The sequence below is a fragment of the Sulfurisphaera javensis genome, assembly GCF_041154675.1.
Classification (GTDB): domain Archaea; phylum Thermoproteota; class Thermoprotei_A; order Sulfolobales; family Sulfolobaceae; genus Sulfurisphaera; species Sulfurisphaera javensis.
Genome location: NZ_AP031322.1, coordinates 1,215,883 through 1,237,932 on the forward strand (window position 1 = coordinate 1,215,883; position 22,050 = coordinate 1,237,932).

General features: G+C 33.7%; 21 protein-coding genes, 3 tRNA genes and 1 pseudogene. 20 read left to right on the plus strand and 5 right to left on the minus strand.

What is annotated here, in order from left to right; all coding sequences use genetic code 11:
• Positions 1-13 precede the first annotated feature (13 nt).
• The gene (locus tag ACAM25_RS06565; protein WP_369611506.1) at positions 14-448 is read left to right on the plus strand and encodes an Lsm family RNA-binding protein; all 435 of its coding nucleotides are present in this window, start codon (positions 14-16) and stop codon (positions 446-448) included.
• 1 nt (position 449) lies between these two features.
• Positions 450-1,898: a tRNA guanosine(15) transglycosylase TgtA gene (tgtA, locus tag ACAM25_RS06570; RefSeq protein WP_369611507.1), complete on the plus strand. Its 1,449-nt coding sequence runs from the start codon at positions 450-452 to the stop codon at positions 1,896-1,898.
• On the opposite strand, the gene ACAM25_RS06575 is transcribed toward tgtA, so the two are convergent.
• From ACAM25_RS06575 to ACAM25_RS06585, 3 genes are read right to left on the minus strand one after another with little or no spacing between them, the layout of a single operon-like run.
• The gene (locus ACAM25_RS06575; protein WP_369611508.1) at positions 1,879-2,601 is read right to left on the minus strand and encodes a proteasome assembly chaperone family protein; all 723 of its coding nucleotides are present in this window, start codon (positions 2,599-2,601) and stop codon (positions 1,879-1,881) included. The two genes, tgtA and ACAM25_RS06575, sit on opposite strands and share 20 nt — an antisense overlap.
• On the minus strand, positions 2,570-3,079 hold the full coding sequence (locus ACAM25_RS06580; RefSeq protein WP_369611509.1) for a PUA domain-containing protein: 510 nt from the start codon (positions 3,077-3,079) through the stop codon (positions 2,570-2,572). Before ACAM25_RS06580 ends, ACAM25_RS06575 begins: the two co-directional genes overlap by 32 nt.
• Positions 3,080-3,092: 13 nt before the next feature.
• Positions 3,093-4,271 (minus strand): proteasome-activating nucleotidase, encoded by a 1,179-nt coding sequence (locus ACAM25_RS06585; protein WP_369611510.1) that lies wholly within the window; start codon positions 4,269-4,271, stop codon positions 3,093-3,095.
• A 71-nt stretch (positions 4,272-4,342) separates the two neighbouring features.
• Here ACAM25_RS06585 and ACAM25_RS06590 point away from each other — a divergent pair, with 71 nt between their 5' ends.
• From ACAM25_RS06590 to ACAM25_RS06625, 8 genes are all read left to right on the plus strand, one after another.
• Positions 4,343-4,840 carry a multiprotein bridging factor aMBF1 gene (locus ACAM25_RS06590; protein ID WP_369611511.1) on the plus strand — a complete coding sequence of 166 codons (498 nt, stop codon included), beginning with the start codon at positions 4,343-4,345 and terminating at the stop codon, positions 4,838-4,840.
• Positions 4,837-5,898 (plus strand): GTPase HflX, encoded by a 1,062-nt coding sequence (hflX, locus tag ACAM25_RS06595; protein ID WP_369611512.1) that lies wholly within the window; start codon positions 4,837-4,839, stop codon positions 5,896-5,898. The genes ACAM25_RS06590 and hflX overlap by 4 nt, the downstream gene beginning before the upstream one ends.
• 140 nt (positions 5,899-6,038) lie before the next feature.
• Complete coding sequence (locus tag ACAM25_RS06600) at positions 6,039-6,431, plus strand: tRNA methyltransferase (protein WP_369611626.1); 393 nt, start codon at positions 6,039-6,041, stop codon at positions 6,429-6,431.
• Complete coding sequence (locus tag ACAM25_RS06605) at positions 6,424-6,960, plus strand: transcription factor (RefSeq protein WP_369611513.1); 537 nt, start codon at positions 6,424-6,426, stop codon at positions 6,958-6,960. The genes ACAM25_RS06600 and ACAM25_RS06605 overlap by 8 nt, the downstream gene beginning before the upstream one ends.
• On the plus strand, positions 6,941-7,909 hold the full coding sequence (locus tag ACAM25_RS06610; RefSeq protein WP_369611514.1) for a DNA cytosine methyltransferase: 969 nt from the start codon (positions 6,941-6,943) through the stop codon (positions 7,907-7,909). Before ACAM25_RS06605 ends, ACAM25_RS06610 begins: the two co-directional genes overlap by 20 nt.
• Positions 7,884-8,339 (plus strand): RecB-family nuclease, encoded by a 456-nt coding sequence (locus ACAM25_RS06615; protein WP_369611515.1) that lies wholly within the window; start codon positions 7,884-7,886, stop codon positions 8,337-8,339. Before ACAM25_RS06610 ends, ACAM25_RS06615 begins: the two co-directional genes overlap by 26 nt.
• A gap of 53 nt (positions 8,340-8,392) precedes the next feature.
• A tRNA-Val gene (locus ACAM25_RS06620) sits at positions 8,393-8,467 on the plus strand.
• Positions 8,468-8,648: 181 nt separating this feature from the next.
• Entirely contained in the window at positions 8,649-9,953 is a 1,305-nt protein-coding gene (locus ACAM25_RS06625) for a tyrosine-type recombinase/integrase (protein WP_369611516.1), read from the plus strand.
• 704 nt (positions 9,954-10,657) lie between these two features.
• On the opposite strand, the gene ACAM25_RS06630 is transcribed toward ACAM25_RS06625, so the two are convergent.
• The gene (locus ACAM25_RS06630) at positions 10,658-11,452 is read right to left on the minus strand and encodes a hypothetical protein (protein WP_369611517.1); all 795 of its coding nucleotides are present in this window, start codon (positions 11,450-11,452) and stop codon (positions 10,658-10,660) included.
• A gap of 84 nt (positions 11,453-11,536) precedes the next feature.
• On the opposite strand from ACAM25_RS06630, the gene ACAM25_RS06635 reads away from it, so the two are divergent.
• Both ACAM25_RS06635 and ACAM25_RS06640 read left to right on the plus strand, forming a co-directional pair.
• Entirely contained in the window at positions 11,537-11,848 is a 312-nt protein-coding gene (locus ACAM25_RS06635; protein ID WP_369611518.1) for a hypothetical protein, read from the plus strand.
• Between the two features lie 32 nt (positions 11,849-11,880).
• Complete coding sequence (locus tag ACAM25_RS06640) at positions 11,881-14,247, plus strand: hypothetical protein (protein ID WP_369611519.1); 2,367 nt, start codon at positions 11,881-11,883, stop codon at positions 14,245-14,247.
• A 139-nt stretch (positions 14,248-14,386) separates the two neighbouring features.
• Here ACAM25_RS06640 and ACAM25_RS06645 read toward each other — a convergent pair whose 3' ends face one another.
• The gene (locus ACAM25_RS06645; protein ID WP_369611520.1) at positions 14,387-14,593 is read right to left on the minus strand and encodes a putative integrase; all 207 of its coding nucleotides are present in this window, start codon (positions 14,591-14,593) and stop codon (positions 14,387-14,389) included.
• A 642-nt stretch (positions 14,594-15,235) separates the two neighbouring features.
• On the opposite strand from ACAM25_RS06645, the gene ACAM25_RS06650 reads away from it, so the two are divergent.
• The 8 genes and pseudogenes from ACAM25_RS06650 (at position 15,236) to ACAM25_RS06685 (ending at position 21,827) form a co-directional block, all read left to right on the plus strand.
• A complete protein-coding gene (locus ACAM25_RS06650) occupies positions 15,236-15,919 on the plus strand; it encodes a hypothetical protein (RefSeq protein WP_369611521.1) in 684 nt (227 codons plus the stop codon).
• 35 nt (positions 15,920-15,954) lie between these two features.
• Positions 15,955-17,202 carry an adenosylhomocysteinase gene (gene ahcY, locus ACAM25_RS06655; RefSeq protein WP_369611522.1) on the plus strand — a complete coding sequence of 416 codons (1,248 nt, stop codon included), beginning with the start codon at positions 15,955-15,957 and terminating at the stop codon, positions 17,200-17,202.
• 45 nt (positions 17,203-17,247) lie between these two features.
• Positions 17,248-17,344, plus strand: a tRNA-Ile gene (locus ACAM25_RS06660).
• Between the two features lie 1,199 nt (positions 17,345-18,543).
• On the plus strand, positions 18,544-18,834 hold the full coding sequence (locus tag ACAM25_RS06665; RefSeq protein ID WP_369611523.1) for a hypothetical protein: 291 nt from the start codon (positions 18,544-18,546) through the stop codon (positions 18,832-18,834).
• 799 nt (positions 18,835-19,633) lie between these two features.
• Positions 19,634-19,795 (plus strand): annotated as a pseudogene (locus tag ACAM25_RS06670) (IS1 family transposase); the annotation flags it as partial.
• 112 nt (positions 19,796-19,907) lie between these two features.
• A tRNA-Tyr gene (locus ACAM25_RS06675) sits at positions 19,908-19,999 on the plus strand.
• Between the two features lie 807 nt (positions 20,000-20,806).
• Positions 20,807-21,055, plus strand: coding sequence for a putative integrase (locus ACAM25_RS06680; protein WP_369611524.1), 249 nt, complete (start codon positions 20,807-20,809; stop codon positions 21,053-21,055).
• Positions 20,982-21,827 carry an integrase gene (locus tag ACAM25_RS06685; RefSeq protein ID WP_369611525.1) on the plus strand — a complete coding sequence of 282 codons (846 nt, stop codon included), beginning with the start codon at positions 20,982-20,984 and terminating at the stop codon, positions 21,825-21,827. Before ACAM25_RS06680 ends, ACAM25_RS06685 begins: the two co-directional genes overlap by 74 nt.
• Positions 21,828-22,050 lie beyond the last annotated feature (223 nt).

Here is a 22,050-nt window from a genome sequence, read left to right on the forward strand (position 1 = left end):
ACTATTATTCATTTTGATGAGTAGCAGAAGAGTAGCAACGGAATTAAACTCCTTACTCGATAAAACAGTTACTGTAAGGCTTATAAATAATAAGATATACTCTGGTACTTTATCATCATACGAGTTATCACCATTTATTTTGACGTTAACAAATGCGAAAGATAACGATAATAACAGTTACTATAAAGTCATTTTAAACGGTAGTTCGATAACTGAAATTCTAGTAAAATCATCACCTATATTTGATCCAAGAGAATTTGCAGATTTGATTACTAAAGAACTTAATTTAAGGGCAGGTGATGCGAAAGTATATGAAGAAGCTGGTGTTGTTATAGTTTTGGATAAAATTAAAGTTTCTGAGAACGGAGTTGAAGGGAGCGGACCTTTAGCTCAAAGAGTATATGATCTATATAACGATTACATTAATAAAAAGAAGAAAGGAGCATAAAATGGTTGGAGAATTCGAAATTAAGGACGAAGATTTAGCTGGAAGAATAGGAATATTGACTACAAAGAAAGGAAAACTTGAGACACCAGTTTTTTTCCCAGTAATTAATCCATTTAAAACAGAGATAACCATAAAAGATATAGAGAATATAGACTTTAAAAACATAATAACTAACGCCTATCTAATTAAGAAAAATATAAATGAAGAAAAAGATATTCATGAAATACTTAATTTTAATGGAGTAATCATGACAGATTCTGGTGCTTATCAAATACTTCAGTACGGTAACATAGACGTTCTCAATAGAGAAATAGTGGAATATGAAAAAGCAATAAACACTGATATTGCAGTCTTTCTAGATCTTCCTACTGGAGATACAAATGATAGAAAGGAAGCTGAATATAGTGTAAAAATAACATTAGAAAGGGCAAAAGAGATAGAGGAATTAATCAAAGACGATAATGAAAGAATTTGGGTTCATCCAATTCAAGGAGGAAAATTTCTTGATTTAGTTAAATATTCCTCTATTGAAGCTGATAAAAATGAAATATTTAAGATGTTAGCTTTAGGGAGTCCTACCGTTGTTATGGAAAAATATGAATATTCTTTATTAATTGACATGGTTTTCACTGCAAAAAGTAATGTAAGTCGTGGAAAACCATTTCATTTGTTTGGTGGGGGTCTTCCACACATAATACCTTTAGTAGTTGCTCTTGGAGTAGATTCATTTGATTCCGCCTCGTACATACTATATGCTAGAGATAATAGATACATAACAAGAAGTAAAGTTTACAGATTAGAAGAACTAGAATATTTTCCATGTTCCTGCCCTGTATGTTCAAAATACACTCCAAAAGATTTGTTAGAGATGCCTAAAGAACAAAGAATTAGATTATTAGCTATACATAACTTATATACTATAAAAGAGGAAATTAATGCAACCAAGCAAGCTATAAAAGAGGGAAGATTATTTGAGTATGTTCAAGAAAAAGCTTACTCCCATCCTGCTGTATATTCTGCTTTTAAAAGATTATTAAGATACAAAGAATACTTAGAAAAATATGATCCAAGAGTGAAGGGAAATGTAAAGGGTCTCTTCTTTTTTGATTACAACTCTTTAGAAAGGCCAGAATTGGTAAGACATGATAAATTTTTATTTACTATAAAAAAGAACAAAGAGAAAGCGATCGTTATATGTAATAAAGAGAAAGCCATGAAATTTTATTCTGAAGATACTGACGTATATTATGTTCATCCGTTTTATGGTATTATACCTAAAGAATTAATAGAAGTTTATCCATATTATCAAACAGAGTTTCCAGAGGAAATAGATAAAGAAGTGATTTCTACCGTGAAAAATAAAGTGATAGATTTCTTTAAAAGACAACAATACAAAGAGATAAAATTTGAAGAATGCGAAAAATATGATATTACATATATACCCTATTAGATCCCTCTTTGGTTAATTCTTTTTGAACTAGCTCTAGTTGTCTTTGCAATTCTTCTTCTATTTTTCTAGCATCTTCATATAATTCTGAAACATCAACAGTAAGGCTGTAAAGTTTATTAATCTCTTCTAAAGCCACTGCAGCTGCGGCAGGATCTATTCTTTCTCTATCAGCGTAAGGTAATAATACTGTAGTAGGGATATCTTCTATTTCAGCATATATTGTAAACAAAGCTAATGGTCCAATAATTAATAGCTGTTTTTCCATCAATGGATATGGAAGATTTATCTTGCTTGTTGAGGTCTTTAACCATCTTAAATTACTATTATCATTTTTATATCTCTTATCTAGACCTCCTATTAATAACATCTCTGAAACTTCAATTTTCTTTAACCATTTAATAATCTTCTCAGTGAATATATTCATTTCTTTCTGTAATGGTAAAAGATGACTAAGCAAAACTAAAATATTATTATTTTTATCGTAAAATAATTCAAAAGGAGTTGCTAATCCGTATTCATCAATAAATGTTACATCTCTTAAGTACTTTGTTAAAACAAAACCTACTCTTTTCATTCCTAGTTTTAATGCCAGATATCTAGTAGCAATGTAACCAACCTCACCAAGAGTCCTAAAACCAGTTATAAATCTAACTCCTTTTAGTTCGTTCTCATTAATTCCCTTCAAAACTATCTTGATCGACATTTTTTATACCTCTCTTAACAATTACAGCTAAACCCCTTTTATATTGTTTTACTTCTTCCCCAGAAACCTTTGCTCTTCCGACACCTAATAGGTTATCATTCTCATCTACAATTAATACTTCATCTCCTGCTCTAATATTTTTATCTGCATTAACAACAAATTTACAAAACACATTTCTTCCTTCTCTAATAAAATTAGCAACATCATTTCTTATAACAAATCTAAAAGTTGGAGGAGTTGAACATGATTTAATCACTGCTCCACTTAATTCTGTTAATGAAAAGAGATTATCTTGGGCTCTAAGAACTAGATATAGTTTTTTATCTTCTGTAAGAATAAATCTTATCCTATTTGTAGTTAAAGACTTTTGAATTAAAAAAGAGGAATCTTGGGGAAATAAGCATGAACTAATTTCATAAGAAAATTGATAAGTTGCAATATTACGTAAATATTCTAAATCTTCTCTTTGTGCCTTCATGGGCTTACTAAGATTAAACATATTTTTCTGATCTTTCTGTAGACTTAGACTTATTATTTTTAGCTCTAATTTTTTCTATCGCTTTTACTAAATCATCCATAGTAATATATCTTCTTCCTTCTCTTATAGCAATGTAACCAGCTTCTGTACATGCATTCTTAATCTCTGCACCGCTAAAACCATTAGTGAGGCTAGCTAGCACATCATATTTAATTGAACCATCTACTTTCATTTTTTGAAGATATATTCTAAATATCTCCTTTCTACCCTCATAGTTTGGAAGTGGAACCTCTATTAACCTATCAAACCTCCCAGGTCTTAATAATGCTGGATCAAGAATGTCTATTCTATTAGTTGCTGCAATAATTTTCACATTATCTAATGGTTTAAAACCATCAATTTCAGCAAGTAATTGCATTAAAGTTCTTTGAACTTCTCTTTCTCCACTAGTGCCCATATCAACTCTTTTAGCCCCAATTGCATCAATTTCATCAATGAAAACTATTGAAGGAGCTTTTCTTCTAGCTAACTCAAAGACTTCTCTTACTATCCTTGCTCCTTCTCCCACAAATTTTTGTGCAAACTCTGAAGCAACCACTTGTATAAACGTCGCATTACTTTCAGCTGCAACAGCCTTAGCTAGCATAGTTTTCCCAGTTCCTGGAGGACCATATAATAAAACTCCCTTAGGTGGTTCTATCCCAATTTCCCTAAAGAGTTCTGGATTCTTTAATGGTAATTCTACTACTTCTACCAGTTCTCTAATTTGTTCGCTTAGTCCACCTATGTCTGAGTAATGTACATTAGGCTTTTCTACTACTTCGAACGATTTTACATATACATCTTCTCTTTCTGGTAAGATTTCAACAATAGTTGACCCTCTCTGAGTTAATGCTACTGAAGTACCGGGCTTTAGCTTCTTTATATCTATATTGGAAGAAACATTTACAATAAGATTAGGTCCTGAAGAGCTCCTTACTACAACCTTACCATCTGGTAAAATATCTAATACTATAGCTTCAATATATGGTGGAGCTAATAGCTTTTCGAGTTCTCCTTTATACCAATTAAGGTCTTGTCTTAGTTTTTCAAGTTCTTTAGTTAACGACTCTATTTTCTCTTCTAATAGTCTAACTATAGGATCATCACTGTTATAATGCTTAGCCCTATAACTGTCTAACTCGTCTGACAATTTACCCCAATAATATCTTTAGTATATTAAAACCTAAAAACGTTTAAGAGTGGTAATAAAGAGTATATAGTATGCAAAGCCCAGTTACAAAATACTGTGAAATGTGTGGTGCTCCTATAAAAGGTAACGGGATTACTGTAGCTTATGAAGGTAGTATTATTACTGTATGCTCTTCTTGTTATAATAAAATTAAGAAGTCTGCAAAAATAGTTGACGAAAAAGAATTAAAGAAGAAAGAAGAGAAGAAAAAAATAAAAACAACGGTACCAAAATTATCAACTGAAGTGGAGTTAGAAGTAGTAGATGATTATTATAAGTTAATAAAAGAAGGAAGAGAAAGACTTAAAATGACTCAACAACAATTAGCACAACAACTTAAGGTTTCAGAAAACGTTATAAAAAGATTTGAAAGCGGAAAACTAAAACCAACAATACAACAAGCTAAACAATTAGAAAGAATACTTGGGATAAAATTACTTATACCAGTTGAATCTGAAGAAGAAAATGAAGAAACAGACTTTGAACTAACATTGGGTGATGTAGCTAACATTAGAGAGGGAAAGAAGTGAAAGCAATTCTGTTTACAGCTGAGGAATATAAAGATGAAGCATTATCATTAGCAGAGACTGCTTTATATGATGTAGTGAAAATTTATAAGTTACCAAAAAAGCCAAATCCAAATTTTTATATTCAAAAAGATAAGCTAGAAGAGATAAAAAAACTAGACGACGTAGATACTATAATAGTTTTTGATCTATTAAAATCTAGGCATTTTATAAATCTTAATAAAGAATTATTAGGAAAGAAAATTCTAGATAAAGTCCTTTTATTGCTAGAAATTTTTGCTTTGCACGCAGGATCAAAAGAAGCTAAACTACAAATAGAATTAGCAAGAATGAAATACGAGTTACCTATCTTAAAAGATCTTTATAAGAAAACTAAGATTACCGAACAGCAAGGTCCGTTAGGAGCTGGTGTTTACGGTGTTGAATCTGCCATAAGACTTTATCAAAGAAGAATAGTTAAGATTCGTAAAGAATTAGAAGAACTTAAGAAAATAAGAGAGGACCAAATAAAAAGAACAAACTTTAATAGTATAGCAATAGTTGGTTATACTAATGCCGGTAAGACAACGATATTTAACTATTTAACTGGTCTTAATCAGAAAGTCGATTCCTCAATGTTTACAACAACTTCTCCTAAAAGATATGCAATACCTTTAGATGGTAAAAAGATACTTTTAGTAGATACAGTAGGATTTATTAGAGGTATTCCTCCTCAAATAGTTGAAGCATTCTTTGTAACCTTATCTGAAGCTAAATATGCTAATGCATTATTACTTGTACTAGATTCCTCTTTATCAAGTACATTGTTAGTTGAAATGTTACAAAGTTCATTAGAGATTTTAAGAGAATTAGGAATTTCTGGTAAGCCTATGATAATAGCACTTAATAAAATTGATAAAAACGCTAATGACAATGAACTAAGAGAAAAGATAGATTTAGTTAAAGAACTAAGTAGTACTCTCTATACTCCGGTCATTGATGTAATACCAGTGTCAGCATTAAAAGGTATAAATATGAATTTATTAAGGGATAGGTTATTAACACTAATACAAACTTCGTAATAAAAGACATTTATGTTTTAAGATTACATCACAGACCAGAAAGGGACAAAAGAGTAACTACTCACGTTATTTTAGTAGCTAGAGCATTTGGTGCAAAAGGAGTCTTTATCGAAGGAGAGGATAAAAATTTACTCAAAAGCATTGAAAAAGTAAAGGAAACTTGGGGAGGAAAATACTTTTTAGTTGAATTTGTGAAAAATCCTAAAAGTTTTGTTGAAAAATGGAAAAGAGATGGAGGAATAGTAGTACACTTAACAATGTATGGACTTCCGATAGATAATGTAATTGATAGAATAAATTCAGAAAACAAAAAAATCCTTATAATAGTTGGATCTGAAAAAGTAGAAGGCTGGTTCTACTATAATTCAGATTACAACATAGCTATAGGAAACCAACCTCATTCAGAAGTTGCAGCTTTGGCAATTTTCTTGGATAGAATATATAAGGGTGGAGAACTAAATATACAATTTAGTGATGCAAAATTATCAATTATACCCCAGGAGAAGGGAAAAAAGGTGATAAAAAATGAGTAGTAGAGCTGAAGAGTTAATACTTAGTTTAGCAAAAGATTTAGTAGGAGAGGATGCTACAGAACTCCTTAGGTTTCTTCTAAAGAAAAGAACGGAAATGACAGATGAAGATATAGCTAAAGAGTTAAACATTAAAGTAAATGAAATTAGAAAGAAGCTTTATTTACTTTCTGATCAAGGATTTATAACTTATAGAAAAACAAGAGATAAAGATACTGGTTTATTTATTTATTATTGGAAAGTTAACTTAGATCAAATAAACGAATTGTTACTTAATAGAAAAAGACTCGTATTAGAAAAATTAAAGACTAGGTATGAACAAGAAAAAGATTCCCTTTATTACTATTGTCCTCAAGATAATATACAGTTCAATTTTGACGAAGCCTTAGAAAACGAATTTAAATGTCCAAAATGTGGTTCTCCATTAGAGTATTATGATTCAGAAAAAACCAAGAAATTCTTAGAGTATAAGATAAAACAGCTTGAAAGCGAAATAGAAAGAGAGACAAAGCATGGGTCTAATAACCGTTGACCTTTTTTCAGGTGCTGGAGGATTCTCAATAGGGTTTAAAAGAGTAGGATTTGATATAAGGTTAGCAATAGATATAAATCATGCTGCAACGCGCACTTATTCTACTAATTTCCCAGAAGTAACAGTAATTGAAGATGATATAAGAAATATTACTGGTAAAGATATTGAGTATTTTGTAGGAAAAAAGATAGACGTTGTAATTGGAAGTCCTCCTTGTGAACCATATACTGGAGCCAATCCTTTAAGGATGAGAGAACCACTTGATAGGCTTTATCTAGATGAAGATGGCCAGCTTACACTAGAATATATTAGGCTTGTTGACGAGTTAAGGCCTAAGGTATTCGTTATGGAAAATGTACCGTCAATTATAGGTACGGAGTCTCTAAAATCTGCTATAGAATACGAATTTCATAAAATTGGGTATAAGGTATTCTTTAATTTTTTAAACGCAGAAGATTACGGAAATCCTTCTAAGAGAACTAGAGTCTTCATAAGTAATATAAAGATAAATCCACCTAAGATTAAACATAAAAGAACTGTTTGGGATGCAATAAGCGATTTACAAGAAAGGACTGATATTCCAAACAATGAGATTCAAGATTTGTCTGAGGAGAAAATTAAGGAAATTTCAAAGTTAGATTTTGGAGACTATTTAACTATGTTTAGAGGTAGTTCTGGTAAGAATATTCCATTATATATTAGACTTAATCCTTATGACATTGCCCCTACAGTATTAGGAAATTCACGCTTTATACATCCTTTTGAGAACAGATTTCTAACAGTTAGAGAACAAGCAAGATTAATGAGTTATCCAGATGATCACATTTTCTTAGGAAGCAAAGAGGAACAGTATAATCAAGTAGGTGAAGCAGTTCCAGTAGCCTTATCTACTGCAATTGCACGAGAAATAATGGGTAAAGTATATGGAATTATTAATAGTGCTCCATAACGTAAGTAGTACCCAAAGAATTATTGATTTTGCAAAGTTAATATTTAATTTAAATATAAATCATTTTATTGTAACAAAAGTAGGAGGAGTAGCAGCACAAGCCGGAGTACCGGAAGTTAGTAAAATAGCATATAAAAATAACAAGTCATTTATTATATTACCAGACCTTAAGGATGCTATAGAATTATTTAAACCAGATGCAGTTTATCTTTTTACTCAGTCAGCTGAAAAGAAATTTACAAAAGAATTATTAAAAGATAAAAATAGAGTAATGTTAGTTTTTTCTGGTATTGAGACAGGATTTAATAAATTAGAGCTCAACCTAGGAGAAGCTGTAAAAATCGAGGGAATAAGCAATGAGATTTCATCTGTTGCATTAGCTGGAATATTAGTGTATTGTATATTAAATGATGGTAATATACTGCATTAATAAAAGTGAGAAACTTTTATAAGACATAATATACAATAAGATAATGTCAACGTGGGCCCGTCGTCTAGCCTGGTTAGGACGCCGCCCTTACAAGGCGGAGGTCCTGGGTTCAAGTCCCAGCGGGCCCATAATTTTACATAAAATTGAAAGGCGTTCTCTCTTTTTAGAATTTGCGTTAAAATCGCCCCATTAAACAATATGGCAACAACGAGTCAACAATCATTTAGACGTGGCAAGATGGAAATTTGGCAACGCAAAAAAGCAAATTTTTTAAATCAGTGGCAACATAAATAATTTAGGTGTAGCTGATTGGAATTAACAGAAGAAGAACTAAAGCGAATTGATGAAAAAGCAAGAAGGAAAATCTTTGAATATCTAGATTCTCAGAAGAGAAAGCCAGACACGATTGATAGAACCACGTGGTACAGGATAAAGAAAGGAGTGAGAGGAATAGGGGACGACACTTTGAGGAAGATGATAGAAGTGTTGACTCCCGAAGAGTTTGCTAAGTTAATTTACGACGCTGAAGTCAACACTAACGTAAGAATCGACACTGTTCAGGGTGCGATCTTTTTTGTGGAAGATGCCGTGAAGAAGTTTAAAGAAATTGTTGACCTTCACCCTGAACTTACGAATTATGTAGCGGATAAGATTTTGCCGTTTGTGTCATCATTGCCACACTCCGTAACGATAAAGCCTGAGCATATCAAAAAGTTTGAGGCTATAATGAAGATGAAAGGATTGGCAAAGAAAACATACGAAAATAATTACAATTACTTACTCCGAGCTTTGCGCGATCTCAACTATCAACTATCTCCAGATGCTTTGGCGGAATATATTGTTTCTCTTCAAGAGGAGTCACCTAATGTAGCTGAACACGTCGCTAAAGCGCTTAAACTTTTCATAAAGGAAGTTTTGAAGGACAAATTACTCTATGACTCGTTCAAAACGCCACGTGCATCTTCTGTTAGAGTAATACCCGCTGAATTTTTGGATTATGATAATTTGAAGAAGATCTTTGAGGCGATTAACCACGTGCCCGCTAAGGCTTTCTTCCTTCTTCTCGCTGAATCAGGTTGGAGACCTAACGAGATATTTTCTCTAACGTTGGATAAAGTGGATTTCAAGGAAAGGCTCATTCGATTAGAGAAAGTAACTAGAAGTAAGAGAGCTTATATCACGTTTTTGCATGAGAAAACGGCGGAGTGGTTAGAAAAGGAGTACTTGCCAGTAAGACAATCTTTTGTTGAGGCTATGAAACCTCAGTTGACAAAATTAGCTGAGGCAAATCCTGAACAGGGAATAGACGTAAGCGAGTGGGAGAAGAAACTATTCCCATATGGCATAGATTCATTAAGAGAGAAAATTAGAGAAGGAGTAGCGAAAGTTTTGGGAGAGGAGAAAGCGAAAACTTTCACGCTCTACTACTTGCGCCACGCGTGGAGTACTTATATGAGGAGAAATAACGCACCCGCCGATATTACTAATCTGTTACAGGGTAGAGCACCGCCTAAGGAGTTTAAAATTTTAGTTGAGGGTTATACGCATTACGGTATTGAAGATTTAAGAAAAGTGTATGAAAAGTTCGCGCCATGTTTAATTTGCAATAGATGATTACCATGGCTAATTTCTTCAGCTAACTTTTCTTCTTTATTCTTTTTTAGCCATAATTAGCCAATCGACTGGCTAACTAGCTCAATTTCTAGTCATAGCGAATTTTTCCTAACTGTAATTCTACTATTAAATCATACATCCGTGAATGGTAGAAGAAAAAATGTGTGATACTTCTACAGAGCTATCCATTGGATTGTGCACTACACGGTGTGTCACATATAGAAAAATTAAAAAAGAAAGAAAAAATATATGTCTTCTTCACAGAAGAAGATCGCTTCTTTTTCATTTCTCTATATGTCACGCACCTCAGGGTGCATAGCCCGACAGAGAAGCATGCTAATGGAAATACACCATGGGCTGAAAAGGACGTGGTACACTTTTTAGTGATACACGCCCGTTATGGCGTATTTTTTGTGGATTACTTTTTAGTGTATCACGCGGAATTTTACAAAGCAATATGAGTAGCACATCCCATACTACTTTTTAGTAGTACAGACTCACCCCCCACCCCCCTATCTATACTACTAAAAAGTATACTATGCGCTTGTCATTTTTCCTACTATTTGCATTTGCTCAGAATTTTAAGCAATGCAACAATTTGCACGCATTTTAGAATATTGAGCAAAATGTTACAAAAATTTGCAAGCTTGTAAGCGTGCTTTTAGTAAATTGAGCAACAAATTGTAAACTGAGAGAAAAAGCACTTAGTTTTCAGTTGTAGGCGTTACTAATCCGCACTTAGCTTTCAATTCTTCAGCTTTCGCCTTATATTCCTTTGCGTTTGAAATAAGTTTCTTTATCTCCTCACGATCTTGAATTAGTGATAAGGCATTGTTAAGGTCAAAAAATACAAGTAAGATTATAGGATCCTTTATTAGCCATGGATTCCCATTACTACCACAGAACCTTAAAACGTCACAATTTTGAATTGCGTCATCATAAGTAATTGAACCACACAATACTCTACTATACCCCGGAATAATTCGCGCTAAATACTCCAACACGTTAAGGCTTTTCATTTTCGTTCTCTTTATCGCATCTTCAAAATCTGCTTGTGTTGGAATTTTTGTCTTCTTCTCACCCTGAGCTAATAACCATATTTCAGGGTACTTCTTGAAAAGCTCTCTTTCCGCATCACCAATTATGAAATCAACTAGTTTTTGTATTATCTGATGAGCACCAACTATATTAAGCCCATCTAAGCTGAATATATTCAATTGCTCAGGCTTATAAAATACGTTCTTAACGTTGCGTTCATCATCAATCAAACAGCATTCATCACGTAACTTCTTTATCACTTGTTGAATTCTCCTCATCGAGTATTCTATTCCCTTCTGTTCACGTATATATTTTTGAATCTCTGACGTCTCCTTTACTCCAGATGATATAATTTCTAAAACTAACATTGCTAGCTCATCCCTTTCGCATAATTCTGGTTTACATTTCGCTTCATTAATCTTATGCGTTTCGCTTGACGTTTTCTTTTCATTTCGCTTCAAGAAAATACCCCCGTTAATAATTGTTTCGCTTTATCCGGTTATAAGTTTTTAGGGGCGAAATAGAAATAATGAAAATGAAGAGTGATGGCTGAGGCACTAGTTAAAGATAAAATAATTTTCGTGGGAAAGAAGAAAATTGCAAGAAATAGTAATAGATTTATGGTTAATATTCCCAGTGTTTTTATAGGGAGTATTGTAGAGCCCGGAGAGAATGTTTATGTATTCTTGCGACACCCGAAAATAGGTTTAATTCCATTAGGCAATAGAAAAATAGTTACAGTGCAAACGAAAACTGGAAAAGCATATTATGTTTATGTTCCAAAAGAAATTCTTGAATTTTTGAAAATTTTTGAAGTTATCAATGATGAATTCGAAATCTACATAATGAGAAAGTGAAGAAGTTAAAAAAAACAGAACGGGGGACGGGTATGCCTACTAATAATAAAATTAAGAGGTTAAAAAAGTCAAACGGAATTAATCATAAATCTCTTCTGGATTTTATAGTCTATAATAGCATTGAGGCAAACAAAGAAGTAGATTCCAAAAACCAGCTAGAAAACAATTCGAGAGAAGCTGAAGAATCTAGAACAAATTCCAAGTTCAATTACTCAAGGGGTATATCTGACAAGGTGGAGAAAGTGGAGGAGAATATTGATCATCTAGAAGAAAAAAATACTAATCCACTTTATCCACCAGTTAAGGATACCCCAATTCAAAAGCTGTCAGAAGATAATTACATGCCCAATATAGAAGAAAAAAGTAGTGAACTAGAGGAAGATAAGGAGAATTCTGTAGTTTTTGACGCAAAGAACCAAGTCATAATACTGAATGCAAAGAATAGAAAAGCTTTCATTTATTTTGAGAAAGTTGAGGATACAAAAGTTGATGTTAACCTGGCTAAAGATGGCAAGATACCAGTTTATCCAGTGTATGAGCTTATTCTGAAAAGAGCCAGAAGACCAGAAGCAAAGACGCTTAGAATAAAGCTGATATGGAGAAGAAATGAGAAAGGAAATGTAGAGTGGCATATTGAGAATTATGGCGCTGTTGTTAATCAGATTTATGAATTCCTTTCCTCTTCAAAAAAGGATAAGCATATCACTAAAGACATGGTAAAGTTAGCCTTAGACTACTTAATTAATGAAATTCCGCATGAGCCGAAAGAGGTTGATATAGTTGATTATGTTCAGTCAGACCCAGAGCTTAGGCAATTGTTTAATGAGCTAAAAAGGAATCCTATCAAGTTTGTGTTAGACCACACTGACAATATTGTGGGGAATGAAGAGCTGAAGATCAAAATACTATACGCGGTAGTCTCTTCAGTCTTACCCCCACTTGAACAGTCCATTTACAGAATTCACCTAATTATAAATGGTAATTTTGGAGTTGGAAAATCATCAACAGTTGAGTCAGTGCTCAACTTGTTTTTCAATAATGCTGATGGTTTCAGTGACTATATAGTCTACAAAGCAACAAGGTTCACAAGGAATGCCCTGGGGCATCTTGATGTTGATAACTTAGATGGTAAGGTGTTCTATCTTGTACAAATGGATTATGCTGAGGGAGTGAATTATTTGAGGGAAGCTCTTGATATGGGCTATTTGATAACAATTTATCCATGCCGTGACTCAAATACTGGTGAGATTAAACAGTGTGAGAATATTATCAAAGGAATGCCAGTTTTCATTTCAACAAATGTATCAGCAAACTTAGATGATCAGCTGTTAAGTAGAGTGTTACAGCTCTACTTACCAAGGAAAACTGATAATGAAACCATTCACAAGGTCTTTATTAAGAAAGTAACTAAGCCCAAACGCAAAGTTGATATTACGAAAATTAAGCTAGTAACTTACGCATGGTTAAAATCTTTGCCTAAAGATGTTGCCATACCCGAAAATGTTGCGGAAAAGATGTGGGAGTTTTACGCAAGGTACTTTAACCTTGAGAAAATCAAAAAAGATGAAATCAATAACATTTTCAGACCAATAGACCACTTTAGGAATTTAGTTCATGTTCACGCATTAATACATGGGCATGATGTTGTTAGGGAAAATGATGTTGATGAAGTGATAAGCCTATTTAAGAAAGACTTAATCCTCTCAGCATTCCTATTATCTGAACTTGACCTTAAGATTATGAAATTCTTGAGAGATATAGGTGCTGTAGAGGAAGAAAATGGGAAAACGCCACACATGGTTAGAACTCTAGTAGTTGCGTCAGAGTTTAAGATGTATGTGCGCTCTATGAAGAATATCCTGGATAGACTGGCAAATAATGGATTGCTCATAAAAGAATTAGAAGAGGGAAGGACATCGTTATGGTGCTTAAGCCGTTATGGGCTAAATGTTGTTAATGATTTACTTGAGGGAGAACAACAACAAGAGAGTGAGGCAAAACCCTGGGAAAACTTCTTCCAACCACCAGAGGAGAAGTATGATTATATTGTATCAAAAATAGCTGATAAACCAGAGTGGACTGTGGAAGAGTTACGCACTATGTTACAACAACATGCTGAGGCAAACACAGATGACTTGGTAAACAAATGGATTAAGCTGTTAGAAGAGACCAAGGTTATTAGGAAGATTAGTGAGAACAAGTATAAAGCATTAGTAAAGTGGAAAGCAATTGACAGTGAGACAAAAGAGTTAGTTTATGAAGAAGAGGAAAGCTGTGAGGCATATGATGGTCAGCCTTATGATGAGAATAATAAGGTAATGAGATTATGCCTTAGTATTGGGAATGCATACATAGAGAACACTGAAGATGGAAAACGTATTTTCAGAGTGATAAAATAAGACTGTCAACATTTTGTCACAAAAGGAATATTATATGAAAACAATTTATATTTCGTTGTAGCTAAATTATTTAATGCGTTGACAGTTACAGCGTTACTAGTCAACGCTTTCCCATCCTTACAAGGCGGAGGTCCTGGGTTCAAGTCCCAGCGGGCCCATTGAAGGGGGTACCCCCTTCAACCCCCACTTTCAATTTAACGTAAGTTTTTACGACGTCATCTAAAGGACCCACGTAACGTTCCTTTACCTCACCATTTAACGTTTCCAATTTATAGACATAATACCGCCCTTTTCTTTCCCTTATTATCACATCACCATATTTGTATCTCGTTTTTTCTTTCGTCATTTTATCGCCCTAAATAACGATTGCCAATTTTGATTTATAAGTCTTTGGCAACCCGTAAATTTTGCTGAGATTTAATTACAAATTGAAAGAAAATACAGTATTTCATACCGGTGCAAATAGTGTAAAAATAGCTCCCTAGTTAATGATCACTTTTTCTAATCATCGCTGATAATATTCTCTTTGTTAGAAAGATTATAAACATAATATCACAATAAAAGAATATATTCAAAAATTTTTATTTTTATGAAATTTATTAAATAAATAGAGATAAGATGAACTATTTCTGCAATCTAATTTTCCATGTTTTATGTGCTATGGAGAGAATACAGTTTTCCAACTTCTTTATTGTAATAATAAAATCGTTAGACACACTCTGTAATTGTTAAGCTACAGATTATTTCTATAACTTCTTAAAATATTTTGACATTATTCGTATATAAATCTTTAGAAGAGATCATAGCTACCTTTAATTTTTATCTGCATGAAAACATTATAATCATACTCAAATTTGAAAGAGAATATTAATAATTATATCATTATCTATGTATTCTATTTAGATGTATGAATATCTATATATTCTATTTTTATTTATATAAAATAAATAGAAAATATTTAAAAAATATTAATTCATGCTTATTCTAAATGGTGTTCAATCATATTGAAGGGAATATTAATATTCCAGGGGAAATACCTTGGGAAATAGTAGCAGCATATTTTATCATTGTTCCACTACTTCTATATCTAATAGCTAAAAAAGAGAAAATAATAAAGAAATTTACTACGTTAGATTATGTTTACATAGGGATAGGTGCTGCAATAGCGACAGTCTGGGAATTCTTTATCGGAAGTTTTCTAGATAGAGCTTTAGCTATACGATATATTGATCTTGCTTTTTGGGGTAGAATGTTTATACTGATATTAGTAGTGGCTATAGTAAGAAAATTTGGAGCAGGAATGCTATCATTAGTAATATTCGATGTATTAGCTGATGCTGTTCATTATGGTTGGGCAGGACAACCATTGTTCTTTATCTATGAAGGTTTAACTTATGGCTTATTTATAGATCTAATTATAGTAATAACTAAAGGAAGACCATTTGAAGGGAATAAAATATTTGTTGCTTTACAAGGTGCAATAGTAGGATTTTTGTGGAGTTTGCCAGATCCTATACTATGGGAGGGATTTCTACGGCCATTTATTTATGGAGGTATAGTTAACTGGGATAAGATAGGTTTTGATATAATAACTTCTTTTCCATTTACCACTATTGTAGGAGTGATTGCAGCATTTACATCTCTAAGAGTTGCTAGAGCAATTGGAGCTTAAGTTAAACTTTTTTTATTATTTGTTTCATACCCCTTATGGACTACAAAGTTAAAGATCTTAGTTTAGCTGAACAAGGGAAAAAGCAAATAGAATGGGCAGAAATGCATATGCCAGCCTTGATGGAAATAAGAAAAGAGTTTGAAAGAGAAAAACCCCTACAAGGAGTAAGAATTAGTGCGGTTCTTCATGTTACTAAAGAAACTGCTGTTTTAGTAAAAACGTTAAAGATAGGAGGAGCTAGTGTAGCTTTAGCTGGGAGTAATCCATTATCAACACAAGACGATGTGGCAGCAGCATTAGTTGAAGAAGGAATACATGTTTTTGCTTGGAGGGGAGAGAATGAAAAAGACTATTATGATAATATTAGAGAGATTCTAAAGTATGAACCACAAATAATTATGGATGATGGAGGAGACCTTCACGCTTATGTACATGAAAATATGCCCCAATTAAAACTATTTGGAGGAACAGAGGAAACAACGACTGGAGTAATAAGATTAAAAGCAATGGAGGAACAAAAGGTCTTAAGATACCCAGTTATTGCAGTTAACAACGCATTTACAAAATATTTATTTGATAATAGAATAGGGACAGGACAAAGCACTATTGATGGTATACTTAGAGCTACAAATATATTAATTGCTGGTAAAGTTGCTGTGGTTGTAGGTTATGGTTGGGTAGGAAGAGGAATAGCATTAAGACTAAGAGGTATGGGTGCAAGAGTTATCGTAGTAGAAGCTTCACCATTAAGAGCGCTAGAAGCTGTGATGGATGGTTTTGATGTAATGCCTATGGGTAAGGCAGCAGAGTTAGGAGAAATATTTGTAACAGCTACTGGTAACATAAATGTGATAAGAAAGGAGCACATACTTAAGATGAAAGATGGAGCAATACTTGCTAATTCTGGTCATTTTAACGTAGAAATTGATGTAAAAGGACTTAAGGAAATTGCGAAATCATCCAGAGTAATAAGGCCTAACTTAGAAGAATATCAATTGCCTAATGGGAAAAGAGTATATTTATTGGCTGAAGGAAGATTAGTTAACTTAGCTGCAGCAGAAGGTCATCCTAGTGAAGTTATGGATCTGAGTTTTTCTAATCAAGCACTCTCTGTTAAGTACATATATGAAAACAGAGGAAAGTTAGAAAACAAAGTATATAACGTTCCTGCTGAAATTGATGAGACTGTTGCTAGACTAAAGCTTAAGGGTATGGGAATAGAGATAGAGCAAATGACTCAAGAACAGATAGAATATATGAAGCAATGGAAATATGGAACTTAACATAATAGCGTAACTCTTTTAAATGATTTTAACATATTTCTTAATGGGCCCGTAGCTTAGCCCGGTAGAGCGCCCGGCTCATAGAGAATTTAGAAGTTCTTGAGAGACCGGGTGGTCCGGGGTTCAAGTCCCCGCGGGCCCATGGTTATGAGCTTAGGTGTATAAATTTGCAGTTAGTATCTCTTAAAATAACAGTTGAATAATGAATATGACTTCCTCTGCCTAAAGCGGAGGTTCCCCTCATCGATTCGGAATTACATCTCTCATTTGAGGGGCATTGGAGCTCTCGTAAACGTTGGAAAAACAAATATAGAAGATAGAAAAATTGCAGCTTTTTCATTTATGTGTTCCATTTACTGTTTACTCCCCAGTAAACGCATGAAAGGAAGTAGCGTTAAGCTTATTATGATAAGATGAGAATTAAAAATCGGGTTGGGGCCCTCATCGGTCGATTCACACGGTCCTCATCTTGGGTCAGCCTAGCCAGGTTCTCTCATTCCTCGGGCCCCTCATCCCCGTTTTCTAATTCTGAATTTTGAAGTATTTAAATTTTTCATGTTTTTATTTTTGCTCTATTAATATTACATTAGAAATAATATTACAAGTACTGTCAACGCTACGCTCACTGACCCGCGCTTTTCTTTCATCTGGGCTCCAGGTTTTGGTGATTAAGGTTAGAAGGTTTTTAGATAAAGAGAAAAACCGAGGTTAAGGGAGTGAAACCCCTTATAGATTGAAGAGAAATGTAAGGTTAGAGAAGAATTAAGGCTAAGGATCTTGTATTGTTAGATAGAGAAGAGATTTGAAATGAATAAGAGGTGAGGTTAAGGGGCAAGGCCCCTTATAATGTATAGGCTAGGTTAAGTTGACTTCCTCCGCTTTCGGTACTCCCTAAATTCAATTCATGATGAATATTACTAAGACTTTATTTTATGTTAGTAAGAATGAATCAAAATAAAACTTAAGAAATAAATTGAATTACTATAGCATAGGGTCATCTGTAGTTAAAAATTCTACATCCATTTTTTCTCCTTATTAAGGCAAAGATAAAACTTATAATAATAGTAATATATTCCGAAATAATTTACACCTCTTTGACGATATATTTTAGGATGTTTTTCATATGCTAAATGAAGATGAGTTTTTATTTGAATTGATTAAAATTATGTAACCACTTTTTATTAATCTTGATTTATTTTCAAGGAGGTGATTTTATGGAGTACCGTGAAGAGCGAGGCTTTCTGCCCACACTTATTGTAAATTTAGCTAATTACTAATTTAATTCAACTTAAAGTTGTTAATAATAAAAATTTTAATATATTATATATAGCATTTGCAGCAGTGATGGCTGTAGAGGCTTGGGATAGTGAGGATCAAATAGTTAAAGATGCGCAAAAATACATAGAAAAATTAAATGAAATATATAATTATGTTTTAAATCAAGCGTACTCTTGTATTGAATCATTTCCCAACTTACCAAGAAATGAAAAAATTATTTACGAAGAACAAGTACAGCAATACTTAAATGGAATAATAGGAGATGTTGATGCTAGATTAGATAAAAACGAGATAATTAGTTTCTTAATGGAAAAAATAAATGAGTATTTAAGTAATCAAGGAATTTATTGCTAAGGATAGCCACAGTGAAAAAGTATAAATTATTTCTAAATATATCAGTGAAGAAGTTTTATATTAATCTTAATAAAATGTATGTAAAAAATTTTAACTACATGACAGCATTATGGAGATAACCAAGAGTATCATTAATTGCAAAAGTTAAGTAAAAGTGTTGTTTTATACTTTAGTGAGGCTTATAAATAGATTTTTGTTAACCTTAAATTTATAGTGAAAATGACTAAAAAGAAAACATATTACAACTTTGGTAGCATAATCGTGCATAAACGGAAAGATAAATATTATGTTAAGTATGTCCTTAATGTCGTCATTAAGTTATAAATATTATTTGTATAACGAGTATTATTTATTGCCAAGAAAGGAAGCCAGTCTATAGTAATATTCCTTGTCCCTCTGTGGTAGTAATCATGTGGTTAAGAATGGGAAGATTATGGGAAGTAATCCTACCTCTTCAGGGTGTGTTGGAGAAAGTTAGTAAAGGGAGCTAAACATTATCAAGACAAGAGTGTGAGGGAGAAGGTTCTTAAGTGTATGCTAATTGGATGGACATGAGGGTCATTTCTAGGGTACTTCAAGTTCCCTTGGGCACGATCTTCGCGTGGATCAAGAGGTATGCAAAGCTTGTGGTTGAGAGCTATTGATGAGTTGAGAAGGTGTAAAGGTTGTGGATGTACTTAAGGAGGAACATAAGGCTTTTTACGTGTGAGTCTTTACGGGCTTCATATTCTCCGTTAGAGACAGAAGCAAGAAGACGTTTCTGGGGCTTGTGCAGTACATGCACTAGAAGAGCATATAGGTCACTGAGGGCAACAACGTTTATTTTCCGAAACATAGGGTAGTGCCACGCGTGAACCCTAACGAGTCCTTCAAGAACAAGCTCGTGAGGTTTAAGAGGGCAACCAAGGTGGTGAACAAGAGGTTTGAGATGATGAGGTACTCCGTGGCTCTAGTTCTATGAGAAAGAGGGCTAGTGCCAGAATTTATACCTTAATGATAACACAATAGACACACGCTTGAATTATAATGGTAAAGTTTATTAACAAAGATGCTATGAAATAATAACGGAAAGTCCCGCCGTAGCTCAGCCCGGTGGAGCGCCCGGCTGTAGGCAGGAGGGCACGCGGTGACCGGGTGGTCCGGGGTTCAAGTCCCCGCGGCGGGACTTCCTTATTTTAAATACAATAAAGGCGTTTTTCTCTTATCTAGATAATCTTATTTCCAAATATTTCTAATTAATTCGAACTAGCCAAATAACTACTAAATTCGACAAGTGCTAGTCTGCTCTCTATAAAACAGGAGATAGTCTAAAACTTTCCGGTAATACTAACGTTTCATCAAACAAAAAGTCTGCATCTTTCTTAAATCAAGACCTTCTCCGTGAAAAGGAGTTTTCCATTCTCTTAAATAAGAACTTCAGTACCTCCTCTCTACTAACAAAGTTGTTAGAGTTTATGGTATCATTTTTTCTGGTTTAATTATTTGTGCAAATACTGCTGTGGTAATTATTGATAGTGCTACTACTATTATTCCGAAAATTAGATATGTTTGGACTATTTTCGATGTAATTGATGGTATTAGTATGTAGATAAAGAGGAGTATTAAGGTTATGAAGCTTCCTGCACTGGATCTTCCGGTTGGTGAGATTCTTTGGAAGTATGAGATGTATAATGATAGTGAGACGGAGAGCAGGAGAATCCTAGGCCTATTAGTAGGATGATAATAGCGTATGTTATGCTGTTGTAAATGAGTATATATAAGATGGTTATTGCCATTACGATTGGTGTCGCAATAATTAAGTATGATATGATGTAACTTATGTATAGGGATTTTGGTGGATATCCTTGTGTTAGTAGAAATTCTAGTAGACTATTTCGTCCATCGTCTATGCAACATTACTAACCTTAACCATGTTTTCTCTCTCCCATAATATTCTCAATCATCTTCAGCAACTTAATCTCATTACTCTTAAATGAGGGAAGAAAAAACGAGATATAAGTATGGTGATGTGATAATAAGGGAAAGAAAAGGTCGGTATTATGTTTACATTCTAGAGAACGTGAATGGTGAGATAAAGGAGCGTTACGTTGGTCCTTTAGATAAGGTCGTAAAATCATATATTGAATTGAAATTGGGGGTTGAAGGGGATGTTCCCCCTTCAATGGGCCCGCTGGGACTTGAACCCAGGACCTCCGCCGCGTCAGGGCATAAAAGAGAGTAAAGAACGCTCTAAAAAATCGTTAGTTGCCAATTTACTCCAATATGCGACAGACGGCAACTTAAAGGACTTTTACGACTATCTAATTAATGAACGAAAAATAAGCGAAGAGACCGCAAAAGAGAGATTGCATTACTTACAAACCCGTGAGGTTAGATTATCAGATGCGGGGATTAAAGCGTATAGACTTTTCACAAAGTTCTTAATTAGCCGTGGATTAATCAGTGAAGAGTTCGCTAACAAGATATTGAAGGAGTTAAAAGTACCCAGGAGTAACGCCGATTTATATGTTCCTACGATTGAAGAAATAAAGCGTACTCTTCAATTAGCGAAAGAATACAGTGAAAACGTCTATCTCGTTTATCGTCTCGCGTTAGAAAGTGGGGCGAGATTAAGCGAAATATTGAAAGTGTTGAAAGAGCCAGAGCGTGATGTTTGCGATAATGGGATATGTTATTATCCATTAGCATGGACTCGCGGTTATAAAGGAGTATTTTATGTATTCCACATAACGCCCCTTAGGAAGTTGAGTATAACGCAATATGCAATACAAGACTTTGAGAAACACAGAGACGCTTTACCAATAAAATACATTAGAAAGTTTGTAAGTACGAAATTAGCCGAACTGGGAATTCCACTTGACGTAATCGATTTTATCCAGGGTAGAAAGCCTACTCGCGTACTAACGCAACATTACGTTTCGCTTTTCGGAATAGCGAAAGAGCATTATAAGAAGTATGCGGAATGGCTTAAGGAGTTTTATCAACACTTATAGTAACCTATACCCCGTTACCAAGCCTAAAAACCCGTGCTTTTTCCCTTCCACTAGCCGGGTTACTATATAATATTATAATGAATACCCCGTTATCCCACGTCATTTACGCCCTTATTCCCCGTCAAATGGGATAACATATTATATTATAATGAGTACCCCCGTTAGCTCACGTTATTTACGTCCTCATTTTCCGTTATTTGAGCTAGTATTTTTTACGTGATTT